The sequence below is a fragment of the Sinorhizobium sp. B11 genome, assembly GCA_039725955.1.
Taxonomy (GTDB): Bacteria; Pseudomonadota; Alphaproteobacteria; order Rhizobiales; family Rhizobiaceae; genus Rhizobium.
On sequence record CP091033.1, the window covers coordinates 1060905 to 1082882 of the forward strand.

Annotated in this window: 19 protein-coding genes; 10 read left to right on the forward strand and 9 right to left on the reverse strand. The window is 58.5% G+C overall.

All coding sequences use genetic code 11. From position 1 onward, the window contains the following. Position 1 precedes the first annotated feature (1 nt). From LVY75_04830 to LVY75_04850, 5 genes are all read right to left on the reverse strand, one after another. Entirely contained in the window at positions 2-574 is a 573-nt protein-coding gene (locus LVY75_04830) for a TRAP transporter small permease (protein ID XAZ21271.1), read from the reverse strand. A 62-nt stretch (positions 575-636) separates the two neighbouring features. After that, complete coding sequence (locus LVY75_04835) at positions 637-1611, reverse strand: sialic acid TRAP transporter substrate-binding protein SiaP (protein XAZ21272.1); 975 nt, start codon at positions 1609-1611, stop codon at positions 637-639. Between the two features lie 23 nt (positions 1612-1634). Further along, positions 1635-2393 carry a FadR family transcriptional regulator gene (locus LVY75_04840; GenBank protein ID XAZ21273.1) on the reverse strand — a complete coding sequence of 253 codons (759 nt, stop codon included), beginning with the start codon at positions 2391-2393 and terminating at the stop codon, positions 1635-1637. Between the two features lie 109 nt (positions 2394-2502). Beyond that, positions 2503-3576: an Ldh family oxidoreductase gene (locus LVY75_04845; GenBank protein ID XAZ21274.1), complete on the reverse strand. Its 1074-nt coding sequence runs from the start codon at positions 3574-3576 to the stop codon at positions 2503-2505. 121 nt (positions 3577-3697) lie between these two features. Then, on the reverse strand, positions 3698-4552 hold the full coding sequence (locus LVY75_04850) for a helix-turn-helix domain-containing protein (protein ID XAZ21275.1): 855 nt from the start codon (positions 4550-4552) through the stop codon (positions 3698-3700). 104 nt (positions 4553-4656) lie between these two features. Here LVY75_04850 and LVY75_04855 point away from each other — a divergent pair, with 104 nt between their 5' ends. The 9 genes from LVY75_04855 to ugpC all read left to right on the forward strand — a co-directional run bounded on the left by LVY75_04855 (position 4657) and on the right by ugpC (position 14386). Beyond that, entirely contained in the window at positions 4657-5973 is a 1317-nt protein-coding gene (locus tag LVY75_04855) for an alpha-glucosidase/alpha-galactosidase (protein XAZ21276.1), read from the forward strand. 197 nt (positions 5974-6170) lie between these two features. Next, positions 6171-6965 carry a DeoR/GlpR family DNA-binding transcription regulator gene (locus LVY75_04860; GenBank protein XAZ21277.1) on the forward strand — a complete coding sequence of 265 codons (795 nt, stop codon included), beginning with the start codon at positions 6171-6173 and terminating at the stop codon, positions 6963-6965. Continuing rightward, positions 6962-7924 (forward strand): N-acetylglucosamine kinase, encoded by a 963-nt coding sequence (locus LVY75_04865; protein XAZ21278.1) that lies wholly within the window; start codon positions 6962-6964, stop codon positions 7922-7924. The genes LVY75_04860 and LVY75_04865 overlap by 4 nt, the downstream gene beginning before the upstream one ends. Before the next feature lie 27 nt (positions 7925-7951). Then, complete coding sequence (locus LVY75_04870) at positions 7952-9208, forward strand: sugar ABC transporter substrate-binding protein (GenBank protein ID XAZ21279.1); 1257 nt, start codon at positions 7952-7954, stop codon at positions 9206-9208. Then, positions 9205-10122: a sugar ABC transporter permease gene (locus LVY75_04875; protein XAZ21280.1), complete on the forward strand. Its 918-nt coding sequence runs from the start codon at positions 9205-9207 to the stop codon at positions 10120-10122. Before LVY75_04870 ends, LVY75_04875 begins: the two co-directional genes overlap by 4 nt. Next, positions 10122-10979 (forward strand): carbohydrate ABC transporter permease, encoded by an 858-nt coding sequence (locus tag LVY75_04880; protein XAZ21281.1) that lies wholly within the window; start codon positions 10122-10124, stop codon positions 10977-10979. Before LVY75_04875 ends, LVY75_04880 begins: the two co-directional genes overlap by 1 nt. 11 nt (positions 10980-10990) lie before the next feature. Beyond that, positions 10991-11947: an SIS domain-containing protein gene (locus tag LVY75_04885; GenBank protein XAZ21282.1), complete on the forward strand. Its 957-nt coding sequence runs from the start codon at positions 10991-10993 to the stop codon at positions 11945-11947. Continuing rightward, positions 11944-13245, forward strand: coding sequence for a D-tagatose-bisphosphate aldolase, class II, non-catalytic subunit (locus tag LVY75_04890; protein ID XAZ21283.1), 1302 nt, complete (start codon positions 11944-11946; stop codon positions 13243-13245). Before LVY75_04885 ends, LVY75_04890 begins: the two co-directional genes overlap by 4 nt. A 70-nt stretch (positions 13246-13315) precedes the next feature. Continuing rightward, the gene (ugpC, locus tag LVY75_04895; protein ID XAZ21284.1) at positions 13316-14386 is read left to right on the forward strand and encodes a sn-glycerol-3-phosphate ABC transporter ATP-binding protein UgpC; all 1071 of its coding nucleotides are present in this window, start codon (positions 13316-13318) and stop codon (positions 14384-14386) included. 90 nt (positions 14387-14476) lie between these two features. Here the strand turns inward: ugpC and LVY75_04900 are convergent, their stop codons facing one another. Beyond that, positions 14477-16705, reverse strand: coding sequence for a methyl-accepting chemotaxis protein (locus LVY75_04900; GenBank protein XAZ21285.1), 2229 nt, complete (start codon positions 16703-16705; stop codon positions 14477-14479). A 578-nt stretch (positions 16706-17283) separates the two neighbouring features. Here LVY75_04900 and LVY75_04905 point away from each other — a divergent pair. Further along, the gene (locus tag LVY75_04905; GenBank protein XAZ21286.1) at positions 17284-18261 is read left to right on the forward strand and encodes a helix-turn-helix transcriptional regulator; all 978 of its coding nucleotides are present in this window, start codon (positions 17284-17286) and stop codon (positions 18259-18261) included. 65 nt (positions 18262-18326) lie between these two features. Here LVY75_04905 and LVY75_04910 read toward each other — a convergent pair whose 3' ends face one another. The 3 genes from LVY75_04910 to LVY75_04920 all read right to left on the reverse strand — a co-directional run bounded on the left by LVY75_04910 (position 18327) and on the right by LVY75_04920 (position 21967). Further along, on the reverse strand, positions 18327-18728 hold the full coding sequence (locus LVY75_04910) for a cupin domain-containing protein (protein ID XAZ21287.1): 402 nt from the start codon (positions 18726-18728) through the stop codon (positions 18327-18329). Positions 18729-18932: 204 nt separating this feature from the next. Then, positions 18933-20717, reverse strand: a complete 1785-nt coding sequence (locus LVY75_04915; protein XAZ19501.1) for a hypothetical protein — start codon at positions 20715-20717, stop codon at positions 18933-18935. A 152-nt stretch (positions 20718-20869) separates the two neighbouring features. Then, positions 20870-21967, reverse strand: a complete 1098-nt coding sequence (locus tag LVY75_04920; protein ID XAZ19502.1) for a TniB family NTP-binding protein — start codon at positions 21965-21967, stop codon at positions 20870-20872. Positions 21968-21978 lie beyond the last annotated feature (11 nt).

The following is a 21978-nucleotide window of genomic DNA, read 5'->3' on the forward strand; positions in this document are numbered from 1 at the left end:
GTCATCCTTCGACGGCGTGGAATTCTTCCGGGCGTTCCAGAACGGAATAGCCGCGGCGCATATTGGCGATGAAGACGATCACCGCCCGGATCAGCATCAGCACGAAGGCTGCAAGCACGCTGTAGAAGACGATATTGCGCGGCAGATCGACAGTGACCATCTGCTCGTCGGCGACGATCTGGACGTAGCGCCACATCAGATAGCAGCCATAGGCGAAGAAGCCGATGCGGACGATATCGACGAACGTTGCGAGCACCCGCGCGAGGCCTGCCGGCATGTAGTGGTAGAAGACATCCACCTGGATGTGGCGCGAGGTGCGCACGCACATGACGGCGCCCAAGAAAACGACGCCGATCAGGCAGTTGACGGCAATTTCCTCGGTCCAGGCATAGCTGTTGTTCAGCACGTAGCGAGTGAAGAACTGCAGGAAAACGCAGCCGGCCATCAGCCAGAAGACGATCAACGTGATCCAGTCTTCGATGGCGTAATCCGAGATGTTGGCAGTGGGCGCATGCCCTTCGAACTCTTGGCCGATCTCCTCGGCGGTAATTTGCGTGTGGACTTCTTGAGACATGATCGGCCTTATTCCGGTTTGGAGAAGAAGGACGCGCAGCGCTGCCGCGCGCCCTCGGGCTCTTACTGGATCGCGCGGATCGCCTCCCAATCGGCTTTATCGTAGCCGAAGTCCTCAAACTTGACCTTTTCCGCAACTGTCTTCTCGAAGTCGGCCTTGTCGACCTCGGTGACACTCAGACCCTTTTCCTTGAAGGTAGTGATCAGGCCGTCTTCCTTGCCTTCGATGGTCTTGGTCGTGCGCTCGGCAGCTTCCTGCATGACGTCGCCGAAGATTTTCTTGTCCTCATCGGAAAGGCTCGACCACAGCGTCTTCGAGATCACCGTATTCAGGTGATCGACGATGTGACCGGTCAGGACGATGTTCTTCTGGACTTCGTAGAACTTCTTGGCCTCGATCGTCGTCAGCGGATTTTCCTGGGCTTCGACCGTGCCGTTCTGGAGTGCCAGATAGACTTCCGCAAAGGCGATTGGCGTGGTGTTCGCGCCGCAGGCCCGCGGCATGGCGAGATAGGCGGGAACGTCAGGCACACGGATCTTCAGGCCCTGCATATCGGCGCATTTGGCAATCGGTTTGTTGGATGTCGTGTGGCGCGTGCCGTAATAACTGACGGCGGCGATATGGTTGCCGGTCTTGTCCTCGTACCCCTTGGCGAGCCGCTTGAAGACGTCACTCTTGGTATAGGCAATCAGGTGTTCCGGGTTGCGGAAAATATAAGGGAAATAGGTCACGCCGATCGGCTTGTAGTCACGGGCGGCAAAGCTTGACCCGGAAATGATGATATCGACCGTGCCGAGCTTGAGGCCCTGGTTGATATCGGCTTCCTTGCCGAGCTGCGAAGCCGGATAGACCTCGATCTTGTAACGGCCATTGGTGCGCTTGTTGATCTCTTCCGCGGCCCAGACGGAATCCGTATGGAACGGTTCCGAGGTCTCATAGACATGCGCCCATTTCAGCACGGTCTGCGCATGTGCGATTGCCGTCGTCGCCATGATTGCGGCGGCGGTGCAGAGTATCGTCGTCAGTTTCAGCTTCATCGGTCTCTCCTCCTGAGATCTCGTCAAATGCCTGCGTTGCCCTTGTTTGGCCCGGCCCCATGGCCGCGCCCCTCCTCGCCCGAAAACTCCTCCCCGAAGCTCTCGGAAAACCTCTTCTGCGAATTCGTGAGATGCGTGCGCATGGCGGCCTTCGCTGCTGCAGCGTCGCGGGCGGCGATCGCGTCGCGGATAGCCCGATGCTCTTCCAGCGCGGTGCGCCATGACACCGGCCCTTCGAAATGGCTGGCAAGCTTCTCGAAATACGGCGTCATGCGCATGTCGAACAATTCGCCGGTGACGCGGAGCAAGGTTGCATTGCCGACGATTGCCGCAATGCCGGTATGAAAGGCGCGGTCGGCGACAAGCACGGCGCGCGCATCCTCCACCGCGCCGCTCATCGCTCTCAGCGCTTCGTCGAGAACGGCAATGTCTTGTGGACCAGCGTTCCTTGCCGCTTCCTCTGAGATCGCGCACTCGATGATCGCGCGAGCCTGCAGCAATTCAAAGGGACCCTCGACCGATTCACGGTCGCGGCCAGACGCTTTGGCCACATGTTTCCGGGTGACATAGATGCCGGAGCCCATGCGGATATTGATGTAACCCTCGACTTCCAGCACGATGAGCGCCTCGCGAAGCGTGGGGCGCGAAACGGAAAGTTGCTCAGCAAGGTCGCGCTCAGCCGGCAGCCTCTGGCCGACTGCGAGTTCGCCCCGGATGATCATCAGACGAATCTGGTCTGCCACCTGCCTGTAGAGGCGGCGTGATTCAACTGCCGAAAACATTGTGGCCTCCCCGGCGCGCTTCTCCTCAAGCGCACAACTGGTCAACTGGCCTGACCAATTGACCGCAAGCTATCATCGAGGAAGTTGTGCGTCAATCCGACGCATGCACTCACACCGGGCTGACCAATTGATAGGTGGAGGCAAGTGTTCTGAAGGCCTCGACTGTAGCCGGATCCAGCGCAACGCCATGTTTTTCCCGCTCGGCAGCGACTGCCCATTCCCGATCGCCGGGCGCCAGTACCGTGAAGCCTTCGCGCGCAGGCGATGCCCTCAAGGTGTCGACATAGCGTTTCATGGCGGCATCGAAGATATCGATATCAAGGAAAGCGGCCGGGTTCAGTGCGATGACGAAAGCACCGAGACCGCGTGGCTTCGAAAAATCCGGTCCGGGCATCGGCGCGATATCGAAGCTCAGTTTCATGCCAGTGAGCACGGCGCTCAGGATCTCGGGAATGCCGGCGAGCCCTGCGCCTTTGAAGCCGAATTCGCCGCCGAGCGGCGCCAGCATGTCGGCGACATCGGGATCGGTCGTGTCATAACCCCGTTTATCGGAGGCAACCCCTTCGGGCAGTTGGCGGCTGAGGCTGCGATAGAGCTGTACGCGGTTATAGGGCACGGCACTGGTCGCCATGTCGAAGAGCCACGGGTTACTGTTCCTGACCGGCACGGCGCAGGCGATCGGATTGGTGCCGTGGAAGCGCATGGCGCCATCATGCAGGCGCACGAAGCTGTCGGAATTGCAGAAAGCAAAGCCGATAAAACCGCGATCGGCAGCATCGACCGCATAAGCACCCGCCGGACCAAAATGCGAAGAATTGCGGATGGCGACGGCGCCGATTCCGAATTCCCCGGCAAGACGCGTGGCATGCTCCATAGCCGTATAGGTGGCAATCGCGCCATGGCCATTATCTGCATCGAGCGACGCCACGGCGCCGAAGGCGTTTGCCAACGCGAGATGCGGGCGTGGATTGAGACGTCCTTCGATCAATCCCCTCAGGTAATGAGGAAGCAGGCGCACACCATGGCTGTCGATGCCATAGCGCGTACCATGCAGCATTCCCCGCGTGGCTGCATCCGCCGTCTCCTGGTCCGTGCCGGCGGCGAGGAAGACCTTTCGGCAGAAATCCTCGATCGCGTCCAGAGGTGCCGGGGAACCAGCGAGGTTTTTGCTGTTACTCGTCATAGACGTCAATCCGTTCGATGTGGATCGTCTGCAGACTCTAGCGCGCCGGCGAGAATATTCGATAGTCGGATCGCGCCTGAGACTGCACTTGGTCCAAACATCGGTCGGCCCCCGCCAAACGTCACGACTTGCCGAGCGAGAGGCGGAACTGACGCGGTGTCGTACCGGTTCGCTGCTTGAAGATGTCGTAAAAGCGGCTGCTGGAGCCGAAGCCGCAGTCGAGGGCGATCTCCAGGATCGAGTCCTCCGTCTCGGCCAGTCGCTGCATCGCTCGCGCGAGGCGATAGCGTGTCAGGTATTCCATTACGGAGATGCCAAGCACATCGCGAAACGCCCGGTTGGCAGTAGTTGGATGCACGTTGGCGCGCCTTCCAAGATCCACCAGGTTGAGCGGTTCGGAAAAATGCCGATTGATCAGATCGGTCAACACCTCTGAGTGGCGGATGGCGGGGCTTACCGGGGTCGCAGCGGCTGCAACGGACAAGCCTCGATTATCGGCGTGATCAAGAATGAGCCTGCGCACCCTAAGCTTGGCCTCATCGGCGATCAGCTGACGCCGGACGGGATCGCCCCTGCCCCATTCCTCGACCCAGGCAGAGACGGTGGCCGGCGTCGTCTCGCAGCGGCGGGGCTCGACGACGAAGGCACCCTGCATGATTGCCTGTCTCGCCTTCTTGTCGATGGAGAGCGCGAGAAAATCGGCGAGCGGAAGGTAGACGCAGATGAGCGGCGCTTCCGGCGTCACCAGGATTGTCTGATGGGGAATGGCCGCCCAGAAGAGGACAAGACGCCCGGCCTCCACCCTCTCCTGCCGGCCGTTGAAGAGATAAGTCATGGCGCCATCGAGAAGCAGGTTGATCTCGACATGGTCGTGCCAATGCGCTGCACTCATGGCATCGGCCGTGTGGCGCTCGATCAGGAAACTCCGCGGCGATCCCGCCCACTCGCCGCTCCTGCTGAAATGATCGTCCGTCATGTCCTTCCTGCGCTTCGATCCGGGAATACTCCCTCCAATAACAGGAGGAAATTCTGATTTGGAAGAGGCACCAGTATGACGGTTTTAATTTACGGGAGACCGAAATGCCGAAGATTTGCCTCGTGGGTGCGGGCAGCACCGTTTTTGCGCAGAACATTCTGGGGGATGTGCTCTCCACACCCTCGGGCAGTGATTATGTGATCAGCCTCTTTGATATCGACCCGGAGCGGCTGAAGACATCGGAGATCGTCGCGCGACGCATCTGCGAGGCGCTCGACCTGACGAAAGTCAAAATCGAGGCAACCCTCGATCGTCGAGAGGCACTGCGCGGATCGGATTTCGTCATCCTGATGATGCAGGTCGGCGGCTACAAGCCTGCGACTGTCACGGATTTCGACGTACCGAAGCGATACGGGCTGCGGCAGACCATTGCCGATACGCTCGGTATCGGCGGGATCTTCCGCGGACTTCGCACCATTCCGGTGCTGGAGGCGATCTGCCGCGACATGGAAGAGGTTTGCCCCGACGCGCTGCTGATGCAATATGTGAACCCGATGGCGATCAATTGCTGGGCGATCAAGCAACTGGCACCCAGTATCCGTACGGTCGGCCTTTGCCATAGCGTGCAACATACCGCCGCTCATCTCGCCGCCTGCCTTCGCGAAGACATTGCAGACATCAACTACATCTCGGCTGGCATCAACCACGTCGCCTTCTTCCTGAAATACGAGAAGCTGCATGCCGATGGCCGGCGCGAAGATCTCTATCCCCGCCTGAACGCTCTCGCCGGCGATGGACGCGTGCCGGACGACGACCGGGTACGCTTCGATGTGCTGAAGCGGCTCGGCCATTTCGTGACCGAATCCAGCGAGCATTTCTCCGAATATACGTCGTGGTACATCAAGGATCGCCGTCCCGAGCTCATCGACAAGCTCAACATCCCGCTCGACGAATATATAAGCCGCTGTGAGCGGCAGATTTCCGAATGGCATGCCCTGCGCCGCGATCTCGAAGGCGACAAGCCGATCGAGGTCTGCCGCAGCAATGAATATGCCGCAGGCATCATCAACGCTGCCGTCACAGGTAATCCCGCACTGATCTACGGCAACGTTCCCAACAATGGCCTGATCGAGAACCTGCCGGCCGAATGTATCGTGGAAGTGCCCTGCCATGTGGACCGGAACGGTATCCAGCCGACCCGCATCGGCAGAATTCCCTCGCAGCTTGCCGCGGTCATGAAGCTCAGTGTCTCGGTTCAGGAACTGACCGTGGAAGCGGCGCTGACAGGCAAGCGCGATCGCATCTATCAGGCCGCGCTGCTTGATCCGCATACATCGGCAGAACTGTCGCCGGATGAAATCTGGGGCCTGGTTGACGACCTGATCGAAGCACACGGCGATCTGCTGCCGAAATACCACTGAGGCCGTCAGAGCCGCGACCACCAGAATGCTAGTCGTCAAGAAGCACGCCATCCCTCGGGAGGGCGTGCTTTTGTTTGTCTTTTAAATCCCCGCCGCGGTCCGCAAAAAGATCACAAACGATCAGAATCTTGATTGACATTGATCGTATTGAGTGGGAACGTTGACGCAAATAAAGGATAAACAGCAGGGGGCGATCCGTGAATCAGACTGGCGGCGTGAAAACTGACCGGCTCGATGCCATCCGCAGCCATCTCTATGCGAACGGCTTTTCGACCATTCAGGATCTGGCCGATGCGGTCGGCGCTTCGCTCGCAACAGTCCGGCGCGACCTGCAGGTTCTTGAGCAGGACGGCGCGATCGACAGGGTGCACGGCGGAGCCCGCATCGCCGAAGGGTCCTCGGTCGAACTGGCCTTCCAGGAGCGTGAAAAGCGCCATCTTTCGGCCAAGCGCGCGATCGCGAACGCGGCCTATGAAAAGCTTCTGCCGCGCACGGCGATCTTCCTCGATGCCGGAACGACGGTTCTTCAGCTTGCCCGGCTGATCCGTATCAATCCGATGCCGCTGCGCATCTTTACCAACGGCCTGATCGTCGCTCAGGAATTCCTGAATATTCCGCATCTCGAAGTCGTGCTTCTCGGCGGCCATCTGCGCAGTGAAAATGCCTCTCTCGTCGGCCCGCAGGCCGAGGCAATGCTGGAAACGATCTGGTTCGATCAGCTCTTTCTGGGTGCAAGCGCCATCAGCCCGGATGGGGCGATCTATAGTGTCGACAGCGCGGAAGCCAGTCTGAACCGGCGCATGCTCGCCCGCTCTGCCAATGGTTATGTTCTCGCCGATTCCTCGAAATTCGGGACGATGGCGACTTACAAGGTCGCGCCGCTGAATGCGGCAAAACTCATCACCGACAGGGGCCTGGCGCCCCAATGGCGCGCCGAACTCGCCAATTTCGGTGTCGATGCAACCTATGCCGAGCTCGGAGCAAAAGAATGAGCCACGAGCTGATCCTTGGCATCGACGGCGGCGGCAGCAAGGTGCTCGTTACTCTGGCCGACAAAGACGGCAGGATTCTGCGCACCGCGCTTGGCGGCGGCGTCAATCCCATGGACAATCCGAACTGGCGACAGGAACTGGAGCAGCGTATCGAACCGTTCCGCAATGAGCCGGGATTGGCCGCTGTCGGCGCTGCCTTGCCTGCGTACGGTGAAGTTGCGCACCTCTCCTCTCTCCAGAAGCGATGTATCGACGAAGCCTTCCCGGATATTCGCAGAACGGTCCTCAACGATGTCGACGCCGCCCACCTCGGCGCCTTTGCCGGGCGCCCGGGTATACTTGTCCTATCGGGGACCGGTTCCATGTCCTGGGCACGCAACGGCGCCGGAGCCTCCGCACGCGTCGGCGGTTGGGGCGATGTGATCGGCGACGAAGGCAGCAGCTATTGGATCGGCCGCGAAGCACTGCACCTTATCAGCCAGAGCCTTGATGGACGCGCCAAGCCTACCGCGCTGGCAAAGGCTGTTTACGAGCACCTCGAGCTCGACATGTCAGATCCGGTCAACGCTCTCGGTGGCTGGATCAGCGGGCTCGCAAGGCCGCGCGCGGGGATTGCGGCGCTCTCCGTCCTTGTCGACCGGGCAGCGAGCAAAGGCGACGAAGCAGCAATCGATCTGATCGACAGATCGGCCCAAGAGCTTGCCAAGCACCATTGGGCAATATCGGGCCATTGTGAAACCGGCACCGACTGGACTTATGCGGGCGGGACCTTTTCCAGCCGCCTGCTGCTCGAGGCCGTCGAACGACGGATCGGCCGGCGGGCGGTCTCGCCCGTGCTTCCCCCCATTGGCGGCGCGCTTCTGGCCGCTGCCCAACTTCTCGACTGGCAGCTTGACGAGCGCTGGTTCGGGCAAATCGCGATTGCGGCAGAAGCCGTGATCGCGCGATCAAGACAATGACTGTCAAAGATAAAGAAGGATGGGAACATGCGTAAATTCATATTGCCTTTGCTTGCCTCAGCCGCACTTGCGATTGCCCTGCCTGCTTTGGCGGACGACGCCAAGCCGCTTGCCGGCCAATCGATCACGGTGCTCATGCCATCGCCGCAGGGCCCCACGGTTGCGGCCGATTTCGAAGCCGAGACCGGCATTCACGTCGATCTCCAGACACTCTCCTGGGATGACATCCGACCGAAACTGGTAACGGCGCTGGTAGCGGGTACAGCGCCGGCCGATGTTACCGAATTCGACTGGTCGTGGACGGGACAGTTCAGTGCCGCCGGCTGGTACATGCCGCTCAACGACGTGATCGACAAGGATACGGTCGCTGACATCGGCGTCGCCAAGATCTTCACCGTCGACGGCCAGTTGCTCGGCGTGCCTTACACGAACGACTTCCGCGTCATGCTCGTCAACAAGAAGCATTTCACCGACGCCGGCGTTACCGAAATGCCGAAAACACTCGACGCTTTGGTCGCTGCGGCAAAGAAGATCAAGGAAAAAGGCATCTCCGCCTATCCGATCGGCCTGCCGCTCTCGGCGACGGAGGGTGCCTCTACCAGCTGGTACCTGCTGACCAAGGCCTTTGGCGGCGAACTCTTCGACAAGGACTTCAAGCCGCTTTTCCTCACCCCCGATTCAGCCGGCCATAAGGCGCTCGCCTTCGAACTGAGCCTGCTGAAGGACGGTCTGGTCGATCCGGCCTCGACAGGCCTCAAAGATAGCCAGATCAACGAGAGCATGTTCGCCCAGGGGCTGACGAGCATCATGATCTCGGGCGAACCCGGTCGCCTGGGTCAGATGAACGACCCGAAGCAGTCCAAGGTCGCCGGACAGGTGGAAGCCATCCTGGTGCCGACCGAAAGCGGCCAGACCCGTAGTTTCGGCCTTCCGGAAGCGCTTGCCATTCCGAACGTCTCGCAGAACAAGGAAGCGGCAGTCGCCTTCGTCAAATGGTTCACCAGCAGGGAGTTCCAGAAGAAGAATGCGGCAAACGGTTTCCTGCCCACGCGCACTTCCGCCCTCTCCGAGCTCAACACGGAAGGCAAGCTGACGAGCGGCGACGCGCTCGTTGCGCAATCGAAGACCGTCGAGCCGCTTTTCCAGCAGGGAACGCCGCCGTGGTATCCGCAGTTCTCAAGCGCGGTCAACACGGCGATCAACAGCGCGGCGAAGGATCAGATGACGGTTGACCAGGCCATGCAGGCCATCGCGGACGCCGCCAAGCAGGCCATGGCGCAATGACGACAGCTACTGTCGAAGGTATCGCAGCCAAGCGGAGTGTCGGCTTCAACGCCGACACGATGCTTGGCCTGCTGCTGGTACTGCCGATCCTTGTGACGATGGCAGCTCTGGTCTTCTATCCGATGGGCCGGACGGTCTGGGACTCGCTGCATCGGGTCAATCCGATGCAGGCGGGAACCCCTTTCGTCGGGCTGGAAAACTACACGCGCATGCTGTCGGACGGGCAGCTTGGAACGACGTGGACGAATACGCTCATCTACGTCGTCCTTGCCGTCGTTGCGGAAACCGTCTTCGGCGTGCTTGCCGCAGCACTCATCAACCAGGTGAAGGTCGGGCGTCAGTGGGTACTGGCGGCCGTCATCCTGCCCTGGGCGCTCCCCGGCGTCGTCAATTCCGTTATCTGGTTGTGGATCTATCAGCCGGGTGCCGGCCTGTTGAACGGCATTCTCGTCGCACTCGGCCTGCCCTTCGAAAACCATGTCTGGTTCAATGACCGGACGAGCGCGATCATCGCCGTGACCGTCGTGCATGTCTGGCGCATGATGCCGCTGACGATCGTCATTGTGCTGGCCGCCATGCAGAGCATTCCGGCGCATCTCTACGAGGCTGCCCGTATCGACGGCGCGACCCGCGTGCAGATGTTCAGCCTGGTCACGCTTCCGCTCGTGCGCAGCGCCCTCGCCGTTGCCATGACGAATGCGACCGTCAACGCTTTCAACCTCTTCGACGAGGCCTGGGTGCTTGCCGGATCGAGCCTCGAAACACGGCCGATCCTCGTGCAGATCTATCTCGAGACCTTCCAGAACCTTCGCTTCTCCTACGGAATGGCACTGTCTGTCGTCATCACGCTGGTGTCGCTGCTGGTTTCGCTGGTCTACGTCCTCCGCGTCTATCGCAACACACGGTTCGACTGATGAAACCAACCATTCTCTATCGCCTGATGATATGGACGGGTCTTGCTTTGCTGCTGATCTGGTCGCTCGGCCCAATCTATTGGACGCTCGCAAGTTCCGTGACGCCGACGGAGGATTTCTCCACGCGGCCGATCCATTTCTTCCCGCAGCATTTCACGCTCGACCACTATTCGCGCCTGCTCGGCATCAACATTTCCCGGATCGGCGGGGTGGAGGTGTGGAAACAATTCCGTGCAGCGCTGCTCAACAGCGTAATCACATCTGCTGCCGCCACGGCTCTCTGCGTCGCAATCTCTGCACTCGGCGCCTATGCCTTCACCAGGATGCGTTTTCCGGGGCGTCACCTTCTATTCGGCGCCGTCGTTGCGACGCTCGCCATCCCTGCCTATGCGGTGCTGATCCCACTCTATCAGATCATGATCAAGATGCATCTGGTCGACACCTATACCGGCGTCTCGCTGATCTACGTCTCGGCCTATCTGCCGCTCTCCCTTTGGCTGCTGCGCAGCGTCTTCGAGCAGCTTCCGATCGCACTCGAAGAGGCTGCACAGCTCGATGGCGCAGGCCGCCTCTTCATCTTCTTCAACATAGTGCTGCCGCTCGCCGGACCCGGCCTGACGGCCGCCGCTATCCTCACTTTCCTGGGGGCCTGGGGCCAATACCTCGTTCCTCTCATCTTCTCGCCGCAGTCGACGAAACCCCTGACGGTTCTCATTCCCGAATTCGTCACCAAGAATTTCATCGACTACGGGCTGATCACGGCAAGCGGATCGATCGCCATCGTCATCCCTGCCCTGGTCGTCATCTTCCTCAACCGGTACCTCGTCAGCGGCCTGCTGGCTGGTTCGGTCAAATAATCGGAGACATCATGAACACGACCGAAAAGGTAATCTTCGAGCAGTTCCCCTATTGGGAAAAAGCCATCGGCTCGAATACGGCAAGCGGCAGGACGGACGATCTCCTCGTCTTCGTCGGTTGCGGCACCTCCTTCAATCTCGCTTTGTCTCTGGCCGCCTATGCCAACAGCCTCAAGCGCAGGGCGATTGCAGTGCCTGGTGCAGAGTGGCTGAACCGCCCCTCCTATTTCTGGCCGGAATGGCAGAAGACGCATGTGGTTGCGCTCTCGCGCTCCGGCGAAACGACGGAAACGGTCGCTGCGGCCAAGGTTAGCCGCGCTGCCGGCGCGTTCGTTACTGCCGTCACGGTCGAGCCCGAAAGCGCGCTTGCCAAGAATTGTGACCAGCTGATCTGCTCGCCAACCCATCCGGACGAAGGCATCGTCATGACAGTGTCGGCGAGCCTTATGGTCTTGCTCAGCCTGCAGATGATCGGTCAGACCGTGCCGGCTTCGATCGTCGCATCGGCACGGCAGCTTGCAAACACGCTCGACACCTCCCTACCCGATATCATTGAGGACCGTTCACACTTCGTGTTTCTCGGCGGCGGACCGCTTTTCGGCATCGCGCTTGAAGGTGCATTGAAGTTGATGGAGATGAGTCAGCTCATGACGCAGGCCTTCCATCCGCTCGAATACCGCCATGGGCCAATCAGCCTCGTCGATGAGAAGACGGCAGTTATCGTGCTCTACAGTTCGGACCAGAGAGACGCCGAGGCCAAGCTGGTTGGCGAGCTGCGCGAAAAAGGCGCCGTCGTTATCGGCTTCGGCGGCCCCGGCGACCTGGAGCTTCCAGTTGATGTCGACCTGTCGCTTGCCGGCCTCGCCGTTCTGCCGGCACTGCAGATACTCGGCGAACGTGCCGCTCAGGCACGCCACATCGATACGGTCTCACCGCGTCATCTCACCAAAGTTGTCACACTCGCATGAGCGCCGCGGTCGATCGAAATCGCCAGATTGCCCTGGCAAAACTCTTCGGGGACAGAGGGCTGCCCCTGCCCCGCGGCATCACATCCGTTTGCTCCGCCCATCCGCTGGTCATCGAGGCAACATTGCGACGTGCCGCCCGGCAGAGCGACGTCGTCCTGATCGAGGCGACCTGTAATCAGGTCAATCAGGAGGGCGGCTATACCGGTATGACGCCGGCGGATTTCCGCGCCTTCATCGAAAGAATTGCGGCAAGCGTCGGCTTTCCCGCCGCGCGGATCATTCTCGGCGGCGACCATCTGGGCCCGAACCCGTGGCGGAAACTCAGCGCTGACGATGCCATGGCACGCGCCGAAGCCATGGTAACAGCATATGTGGAAGCCGGCTTCGAAAAGCTGCATCTCGACACATCAATGGGCTGCGCCGGCGAACCTGTGGCGCTTGCCGATGAATTGACCGCAGCAAGAGCCGCACGGTTGGCGCGGGCCGCCGAAGATGCCGCCCGCCGCAGCGGCCGTCGCCCGCCCGTCTATATCATTGGCACGGAAGTGCCGCCGCCGGGTGGCGCTACACATGCCCTGGACGAGATCGAGGTCACGCGACGGCAAGCTGCCGTGAAGACGCTTGGCGTTCATCGCGAGGCTTTTACCCAGGCTGGGGTCGGTTCCGCACTGGAGCGGGTGATCGCCATCGTCGTTCAGCCGGGTGTGGAATTCGGCAATGCCAATGTCGCGCTCTACAAGCCCGAGCGAGCACAGGAGCTGATCTCAGCGCTCGACGAAATGAACGGTCTGCTCTTCGAAGCCCACTCCACCGATTACCAGCCGGCAGACTTGCTGGCTTCTCTGGTCGACGGCGGGTTTTCGATCCTTAAAGTCGGCCCGGGCCTGACCTTTTCATTGCGCGAGGCGCTCTACGGCCTCGATGCGATCGCCAACACGCTCTCGGGCGGCAAGGAAGCCCGCGGGCTGGTAACGACAATGGAAGAGATCATGCTCGCCGAGCCTGGACATTGGGCCGGTCACTATGGCGGCACGGCTGATGAGCAGCGGCTGCAGCGACATTTCAGCTATAGCGACCGCATCCGTTACTATTGGCCGGACGGCCGCGCTAGCGCGGCCGTCGACAAACTGCTCGCGCAGCTACCCGACGAGATCCCGGAAACGCTGATCAGCCAGCATCTTGCCCGTCTCTATCCCGATGTGGTCGAGAAGCGTTTGGCGCCAAAGGCTCGCGATCTTTGCCTTGCCGCTATCGATGCGGCCCTCGCACCCTATGCCACCGCGACAACGCCTCGGTAGCAGGCATGTCACAGGTCGCGCTCAGCGGGCGATTGCAGATCCGAAATCAGATTTTCAGCCGGAGACAATTATGGCGTCCGTAAACGTGGCGAATGTCCGCAAGAACTATGGTCACTTCGAGGTGTTGCACGGGGTCGACATCGACATCCGCGATGGAGAATTCGTCATTCTCGTCGGGCCCTCCGGCTGCGGCAAGTCGACCTTGCTGCGCATGATCGCAGGGCTTGAGGAGATTTCTGGCGGCAATGTTTCGATCGGCAGCAAGGTCGTCAACAATGTCGCTCCGAAGGAGCGCGACATTGCCATGGTCTTTCAGTCCTACGCGCTTTATCCGCATATGACGGTCGAAGCGAATATGGGATTTTCGCTGCGACTGGGGAAAGCACCGAAAGAGCAGATCAAGGCGCGCGTCCGTGATGCGGCGCAGATCCTCGGCCTCGAACATCTCCTCGATCGCTACCCCAGAAATCTCTCCGGCGGCCAGCGTCAGCGTGTCGCGATGGGCCGCGCGATCGTGCGCCAGCCGCAGGTCTTTCTTTTCGACGAGCCTCTCTCCAATCTCGATGCCAAGCTCCGGGTGCAGATGCGCTCGGAGATCAAGCAGCTGCACCAGCGGCTGAAGACGACGACCATCTATGTAACGCACGATCAGATCGAAGCCATGACCATGGCAGACCGGATCGTCGTGATGCGCGATGGCTATGTCGAGCAGATCGGTTCACCGCTCGACCTCTACGACTGCCCGGCCAATCTCTTCGTCGCCGGATTCATCGGTTCTCCGGGCATGAATGTTATCAAGGGCAAGATCAGCTCGTCCGGGCCGCTTGTATTCATCGCCGACGGAGGAGCGCACCTCCCGCTGCCAGAGGCTGCGGCGGTCGCGCGAGGTGCGGAGGTTGTCTATGGCATCCGTCCCGAGCATCTGATCGTCAGCCAGGATGGCGTGAGCGCCGAGGTGGCTGTCATCGAACCGACGGGGGCCGAGACCCAGATCAACGCCAAGCTCGGATCGGATCCGCTGGTCGCAACCGTACGTGACCGTCTTTCGCTGAAAGCCGGCGAGACCGTCAGGATGATGCCGGATCTCAGCAAACTTCATCTCTTCGATGCCAAAACTGAAAAGCGCCTGTCGATCGGCTAGCGGCTGGTTGGGCTATCGAGCCTACGAAGGCCTGGCGCTAAAAGTGGTGCGGCGATGGTCGCCGCACCGTATCTTGCGGTGGTTCGAGCTTCAGAACTCTTCCCAGTTGTCGCCCTTTGTATCGAGGGCGGCATTTCCCGAGAATGCAGAAGCGATCTTGCGGCCGAGGGCACGAACCGGTGACGGAGCCGGAGCATCGTTTCGTGCGGCGGCGCGGGGAGCAGCGGAACGCAGTGCATAACCCGCTTCGCTCAGCTTGAACTGGGCAAGAAGCTCGTTGAGCGACGCAACTTCCTTCGCAAGATTATGGCTTGCGGCAGTCGACTCTTCGACCATGGCCGCGTTCTTCTGCGTATCCTGGTCCATCTGGTTGACCGCCAGGTTGATCTGGTCGAGACCGGAGGACTGTTCCTGCGATGCTTCGACGATCGCCGCGATATGACGATTGATTTCCTGCACCTCGGCGACGATCGCTTCCAGCGCCTTGCCGGTTTCGCCGACGAGGCCGACGCCGGAATTGACCTGTTCGCTTGACGTGTTGATCAACGCCTTGATTTCCTTGGCGGCGTTTGCTGAACGCTGGGCCAATTCGCGAACTTCCTGGGCGACGACGGCAAAGCCCTTGCCGGCTTCGCCGGCGCGGGCCGCTTCGACGCCGGCGTTCAGAGCCAGAAGGTTGGTCTGGAAGGCAATGTCGTCAATGACGCCGATGATGTTGGAGATCTCGCCCGAGGATTTTTCAATCTGCTGCATGGCCGAAACAGCCTTGCGGACGACTTCGCCGGATTTTTCCGCGCCGGTCTTGGCACGCGAGACGAGCTCTCCGACTTCCTTCGCTCGCTTGCTCGAATCCTTCACGGTCGTGGTGATTTCTTCGAGAGCTGCAGCCGTTTCCTCCAGCGCCGCTGCCTGCTGTTCTGTGCGCTTGGCAAGATCGTCAGCGGCCGATTTGATCTCGTTTGCTCCAGAGTCGATGCCGCGGGCATTCTGCGATACCCGGTTCAACGCCGATTGCAGCTTGTCAGCGGAATTGTTGAAGTCGCTGCGGACGCCATCGAGCCTCGTTACGAAGGGCTGGTCGATACGGTAGGACACATCGCCGTCGGCGAGTTTCGAAAGACCCGCGGCGAGGTTGTCGACGGCAAACTGCACATCGGCAGCGTCTTTCGCCTTTTCCTTCTCGCGTTCGATCTGCTCTCTCTCGCTCATGCCACGATTGGCTTCTGCCTCTTGTTCGAGGCGAACCCGCTCGATCGCATTCTGCTTGAAGACCTGAACGGCGCGCGCCATGGCGCCGATTTCATCCGGTCTGGCCTGACCCTGAACCTCGACATTCAGATCTCCGGCCGCCAGACGCGCCATGGTGTTGGTTGTCTTCTTGATGACCGCAGCGATCGATCGTGCGAAAACGAGGAAGCCGACAAGCGAAATCAGCGAGACGATCACCGTGCCGATCGCCGCCGTCCAGAGCGCCTGCTGCGACGCTTCTACGATCTCCGTCACATTGGAGCCGATTTCGAAGACGCCAATCTTGCGACCGGAGAAGTCTTCAAAGGGAATAGCGGTGACTTCATAATCCTTGCCGCCGAGAACGGCATGAACACGGATGCGGTCACCGTTGAAGGCTGCCTGCAGCTGCTCCTGGGTGAGAATTGTCTTGTCACCAAAGGTGGATGCCTGCGGTACGAACTTGCCGTCCTGAAGAATATGCACTGCGACGGCTGCATCAACCGACCGCGCCAGCGGCGCAAAATAGTCGTTCGTGAGCGAGGTGCCGACATCGACGACGCCGACGGTCTTGCCATCCTTGATAACAGGTGCTGATGCAAACATGCTGACGGCGGTCCGGCCGGGTTCGATGCCGGCGTTCAGCTTGCCCTGCGTCAAGGCCGCGACGATCATCTTGCGACGTCCCTTGAGGTCGTCGCCAAAAGTATCCGGCGTATGGATACGTGCGACCGCCAAGCCATCGGAATTGCTGAACGTGATGAGCTGAAGGCCCTGCGCTTTGATCGCCGGCAGGCTGGCGGTATATTTTGCAAGAATGGATGCCCGATCGTTCCTGGCAATCAGATCAGCAGTTTCAGGCTCACCGGCCAGGGCGATGGCAAGCCCGGCGGCCGCTCGCTTCTGAGCGTCCATGTCCGCCTGAATCACATGAAGATCGGACGAAAGCTCCTTCTGAAGCGATTGATCGCTCATCGTATTCTGACGATACCAGGCAAGACCACCGATAGCCGCGCTTGCAAACAAAACGGCCGCAAACCCATAGGCCGTGATGCGGATCCATATCGGCCGCTTGATCTTTTCCCCGTCCATAACGTCCCCTCAAATATCGATGAGCCTAATTCTTGTGGGGAAAACTTGTTTTTTACTTAATTTTGAATGGTCAACATTATGCAGCGAAACCTAGGGGCCGCATCGCTGCGACGTGGGGCAAGATGTGCAAAATTCGCGCCAAAGCTGCCGATCGTAATCCGGTGTAATCGGCCTCAAAACGACCGCCGATAAGATGGCGGTATCCTGCGCCGGCGTCGAGAAGATTCGCAACATGTCCCGACAAGAAGCGGATAACAAATACATACCATCCGGCCTATCTATCTATGAATCAAAGAGTTTTTCATCGTCACCCAATAGGGTGATGTTCAAGTATCTATCACTTCTCTAAAAGATCAACCTGGACTAATATTCGGCGTTGGCCGCTCATATGACTTTACGAATGGGAAGACAGTCAAATGGAGCATACGGATATTGTCGATAAGATCTATCGGGCCTCCGTAGACGTAGAGTTGTGGTCGAGCACGTTATGCGCGGTTGTCGATTACGTTGGAGCAACAGCCGGAAATATTGTCTATCAGGCTCCTGACGGAAAAAGCAGTTTTCTGATCCCAGGCCGGATGCGCGAAGATCTGAACGATCTCTATCTGCAGTATTACGCCGGCAATCCCTATGCAAAGGCCTTCGAGAAAGTCCATCCGGATCAGGTGGCGATCGGTAATGAGCTTATCGACGATGCCGCCGTCCGGCGCACTGCTTATTATGCTGACATCTGCACCCCGCAGGATATCTACAATCAGCTCTTCGTCCCACATGCCAGCCTGCATGAACGCGGCGGCATCGGTGGGGTCGCGCTTTTTCTCTCCAAGGCCCAGGACACCGAAAGTGGCCTGGCAGCCCGGAAGCTTCTGCAGTTGACGCCGCATCTCTCCCGCTCGATAGAGCTTTCCCTTAACGTCGGAAGCATCAGGCGAGAGGCCAATCTTCTGCAGCCGCTGCTCGAAGCCCTGCCAGACGCAGCCGTGCTGCTCGATAGCCAAGGCGAAATCGTCGCGCTGAATTCCGCCGCTGAAGACATTCTGAGACACGGCGACGGACTTTCGATCAACAAACATGAGCGCACGACGCTGCCAAGCATTTCAAGCAGTTCCAAGGCTCTGATCCGCGCGATACGGCAGGCCCTCGAAGTCGCAGGCGGAACGGCCGCGCAATTGCAGGGCGCGGTCCAGATTCTCCGGCCATCGGGTTTGCCGCCCTACTTCGCGCAGGTCACTCCCTTACCGCCAAGTTCCTTCGTGGCCTGGGATTCGACGGACTCCGGCGCCCGCGTGCTTCTTCAGATCGTCGATATGGAAAGCCGGGCCACCGGGCAGGCTGAACAGCTTCGGAGCATTTTCAGCCTAACCGCCGCGGAGGCGAAGGTGGCCGTACTCGTCGGTTGTGGCTATTCGGTTCCAGAGACCGCCAGGATACTTGCCCTGTCTCCCAACACCGTCAAAACGCATACAGCAAGGCTTCTGTCCAAGACGGGTGTTCGATCTCAGGCGGCATTTGCGCGGTTGATGGCTTCCGTCCCTACGCGGCCCGATCGGCCCTAGACGTCCGAAACTATGGAAAGGTGATGCCGGGACATCCCCTCCCCACTCAGAAATCAGCTTCGCGATCAGGGGTCAGGCGTCGTCAGCTCTGTCTCCTTCGTGTCGACGACGAATACTGCCAGGATTTTTGCAGGCTTCGTCTTGCTGGCATTCGCGCTGACCAGGTGATGATCGCCAGGGACTTCAATCCAGTTCTCGCCAGTCTTGAAGACCTTTTCCGCGCCGTCGTTCACCTTGCTCTTGATTTCCCCCTCGATGACCGTGGCGTAGATGAACGCGCTCTTTGCATGGGTATGCGCAGGGTTATAGCCGCCCGGCCCATATTCTACGAGAACGCCGCGCATGCTTTTGCCCGGGACGTTTGGCAATTCGTGATCGAACACAACGGTGATCTTGGCGTTATGGGCTTTCTGCGCCGCAAAAGCCGGGACTGCAGCAAAGGTCAGCGCCAGCGCGGCAATGGTCATGGATTTGAACATCGTATCTTTCTCCTCTGGGGCTCGCTAAGACCCGGGCAAGCTAAGTCCGCGGGCGGCGAAAGGTCAGATATACGATGGTTTAAGCGGCGGCCTGTATAGGAAAAAATCAAATTGATTCACCGGTCCATTGATTTCATTGGGGGTGTGAAAAAAATGATTCACCGTTTCCTAGAATTTTGATTCTTGCTCCGATTAGACCGCTGTTTCGGAGCAGAAACGCGTGAGAAAGTCCTCGACGTCCGCCCTGAGGCGATAACTCGGTTGCTGGGCGCTGCACCGGACTCCCGCGCTGTCTAACATTCTGGCCAGCTTTGCCTCAGCGCGTGGTCGACCAACAATAAGTAGCCGGTTATAAACTTCACGAATTGAGACGAATTTACTGCGAAACCCGTAAAGTCGACGCAGGCTGGCAAGGTCGCCCGACCGATAGAACGATCCGAGTTTAGCGACTACCGAACTCTTGGTCAGGTCCAAATGGAATCCCACTTCCTCCCAATCAATCCGGAATTCGGGGGCGTTTGGAGCGGACGGCAGCTCATTACAAAAATTAATCCAAGGAGCAAAGTCCTGAACATACAACCCGTCCAGCAACGTCCGCGACGGCGTGCGTGTAATGGGCAACAGATTTTTTAGAAGTGCGTCGAAAACAAGTGGCCACGGATTCGCGGGCCCGCGATAAAGCGCAGAGACCGTCCCCCTAACTGATAGGTAAGCCGAACTTCGTATCCTATTTGGATAGAGGCGCTCTTCGAAGATGGCCAGCTTTGCGTTTGGGGCACCAATGGCTGCACTAAGTTCCTGGTCGGGACAGGGAAGGCTGTGCGACAAAAAGCATTCGAACAAGACACCACGGGGAACACCAATCTCTCGGCTCATTTCGCCGACTAACGGAGACCGCTTGGCGTGCTTATGAAGGTTTAATAGCGATACCTGCGATGGAACGCGAGCCGGCACACTGTCGCGGAACCCGACCTGAACACGCGGGAGAAGAAGTGCACTCCTAATGCTGGCAACCGTGCTCACGTTGAACATCTTAGTCTGCCGCAAAATCGCTTCAAGAGGGTGCCGATCCAACGACTTGCTTGCCGGAATAAGCCCTTCCACAAATTGTTCTCCTAGAGCTGCGACGCCGTGCGGCCACCGCATCAACGCCCTTCCGGATAACGCTAGACTGGATGGGGACACCGAAACCCCAGTCCAATATTTTTTCCGTTCCGTCTTTCTTGCATGCCCGTCAAGCACAGCCGCGATGATAACAGAAAGCATAAATATCTCGCCTCTGTTAACCCGACAAAGTTCATCGTGCAGTGTAAAGGCGCTGCGGTTTGCCTCGGGATCGATCAGGCCGCAAACAAAACGGAGAGCCTCTTCATCACTGCTCTCAATGTAATTTTGCGGGAAATCACGAAGATCAATTCCTGGTCCGCAATGGGGACAACGAGAAACTCCAACTGGGTGCCGAAAATCAAGTAGCCTTTCACAGACGGGACAATTTTCAAGGAGACGCTCACGGGTCTGCGCATCAAAAGTTAACGCACTTATATGCCATATTGCCTTTGAATGGTTGGATATCGCCATCGACCGAGGAGCGACGCGACGATGGTTGATTAGCTGTTTTGTTGGCAACATCGCGCCAAAGAAATTGAACAAGCCTCTTCCTCCCTTGTTGCCGGGGCGTTGTCTTGTGTACTGCATTGGGACGAGATCGACCGATCCATTGGGGCAACCGAGAATGTCCGCCACTGGGCCGAAATCGAACGAAGAGTTAGCCAAAAGATTGTGAGAAAGCGGACGTTTGATCTTTGGGAAGAAGAGATTAGTCGTTGGCAGTCTATTGATTGACGCAGAGCGTAAAATTAAGTCCGCAATGCTCTCCCCGGACAGGGGTGCTACCGGAATGGGAAGCCTCACCCCAATGAGGTCAATGAGACGGTGGGCAATGGCGGCGGTGATTTCAATCCCTGAGTGCGGGTACATTACAACTCCCTTCGGAGCTATCCAAGAACCGGAAGTCAGTTGAAGCCAAATCTGCTAAAGCCGCAAATTCATTGTCAATTTTCACCTTCGTAAAACCTGTGGTACAGGGATTTTTTGCGGTCATTGTCACTCTGTACTTCAATGCTGCGTCGCTACGCGGCAAGTGCTTGAAGCGCTTCCTCAGCCGCAGCTTTCCGTGTGCGGGGTCTCTTGGGTTTGAAGTACTGGTGGTATTCCTTGTCGTAGTGCTCCTCATCCTTGGCATGGCGCGCGCTGCAATCCGCAGCAATTCCTTCCTCGTCATCTTCTTCGAACGGGTTGTATCTGCAAATCCCGTCCTCCAGTGGACCCATTTCCACGGCCGTTACGAGGTTATGGTATTCTATTCGAGCCTGACGACCGTCTGACGCAAGTATCGCGGCGTCTCGAATAATATTGCAAAGAACGCCAAGTCGCCCTTGAGAGGCGTAGTACAGTCGAAGTGCAACTGAGCTCTCACACAACCCGCTTTCTTCATCGAACATCCCACTTTGGAGCATCAATTTTTCTAACCCTCTTAGGAACTTTATGAACTCAGCCGCTTCTTGCTTAAACTTTAGGGGCATCATTTTAAGCTTCTTAATTCGGACTTTTAGCTGCATGTTATTGATAGCTTTTTTTGCATTTGGCAGGCCCACAAGGACAATCGGCCATCCGTCTTCCATTAAGTTCTTGGTGATCTCCTGGATAACGGTCGCTTGCTTCATCGTTTCGCGATCATGCAGTTTAGTGAGCTGATCGAACCTGTCGAGAATAAGCAGCTCGTTGCCAACATCCTCGGCGTGTTTGCGGGCGCGTTGTATCCGCTGCAGTGCCGTCTCTCGTGCGAATGCCCAGAGAGGGATATCGAATGCACTCAACACCATCGACGCAAAGTCATGCTGGGTCGGCTTTGCCGGCACTTTCGTGTAGACGACTGTCTTCTGAAGCTTCTTTATGTCCCCGTCACTGACGTCAGGGCTGAACCGGCCAGTTGCTCGAATCTCAGGGATGACATGCCTGGAAAAATATATTTTGTTTACGATGTGAGACTTGCCGCAATGAGATGGCGCGAGAATGTGAGCTCCAGTTTGCTCGGTATCATAGCGCGAGTTCCGCTTCGCCTCGCGAAGGTCGTTAAGTGTTTTCATCACATCAAGAGCCATGGGATGAGGAACATACCATTCCTTGAACCGAGCCATAATGACGCCCGAGGACACTCTTCCTGTCATCAATATTCTCC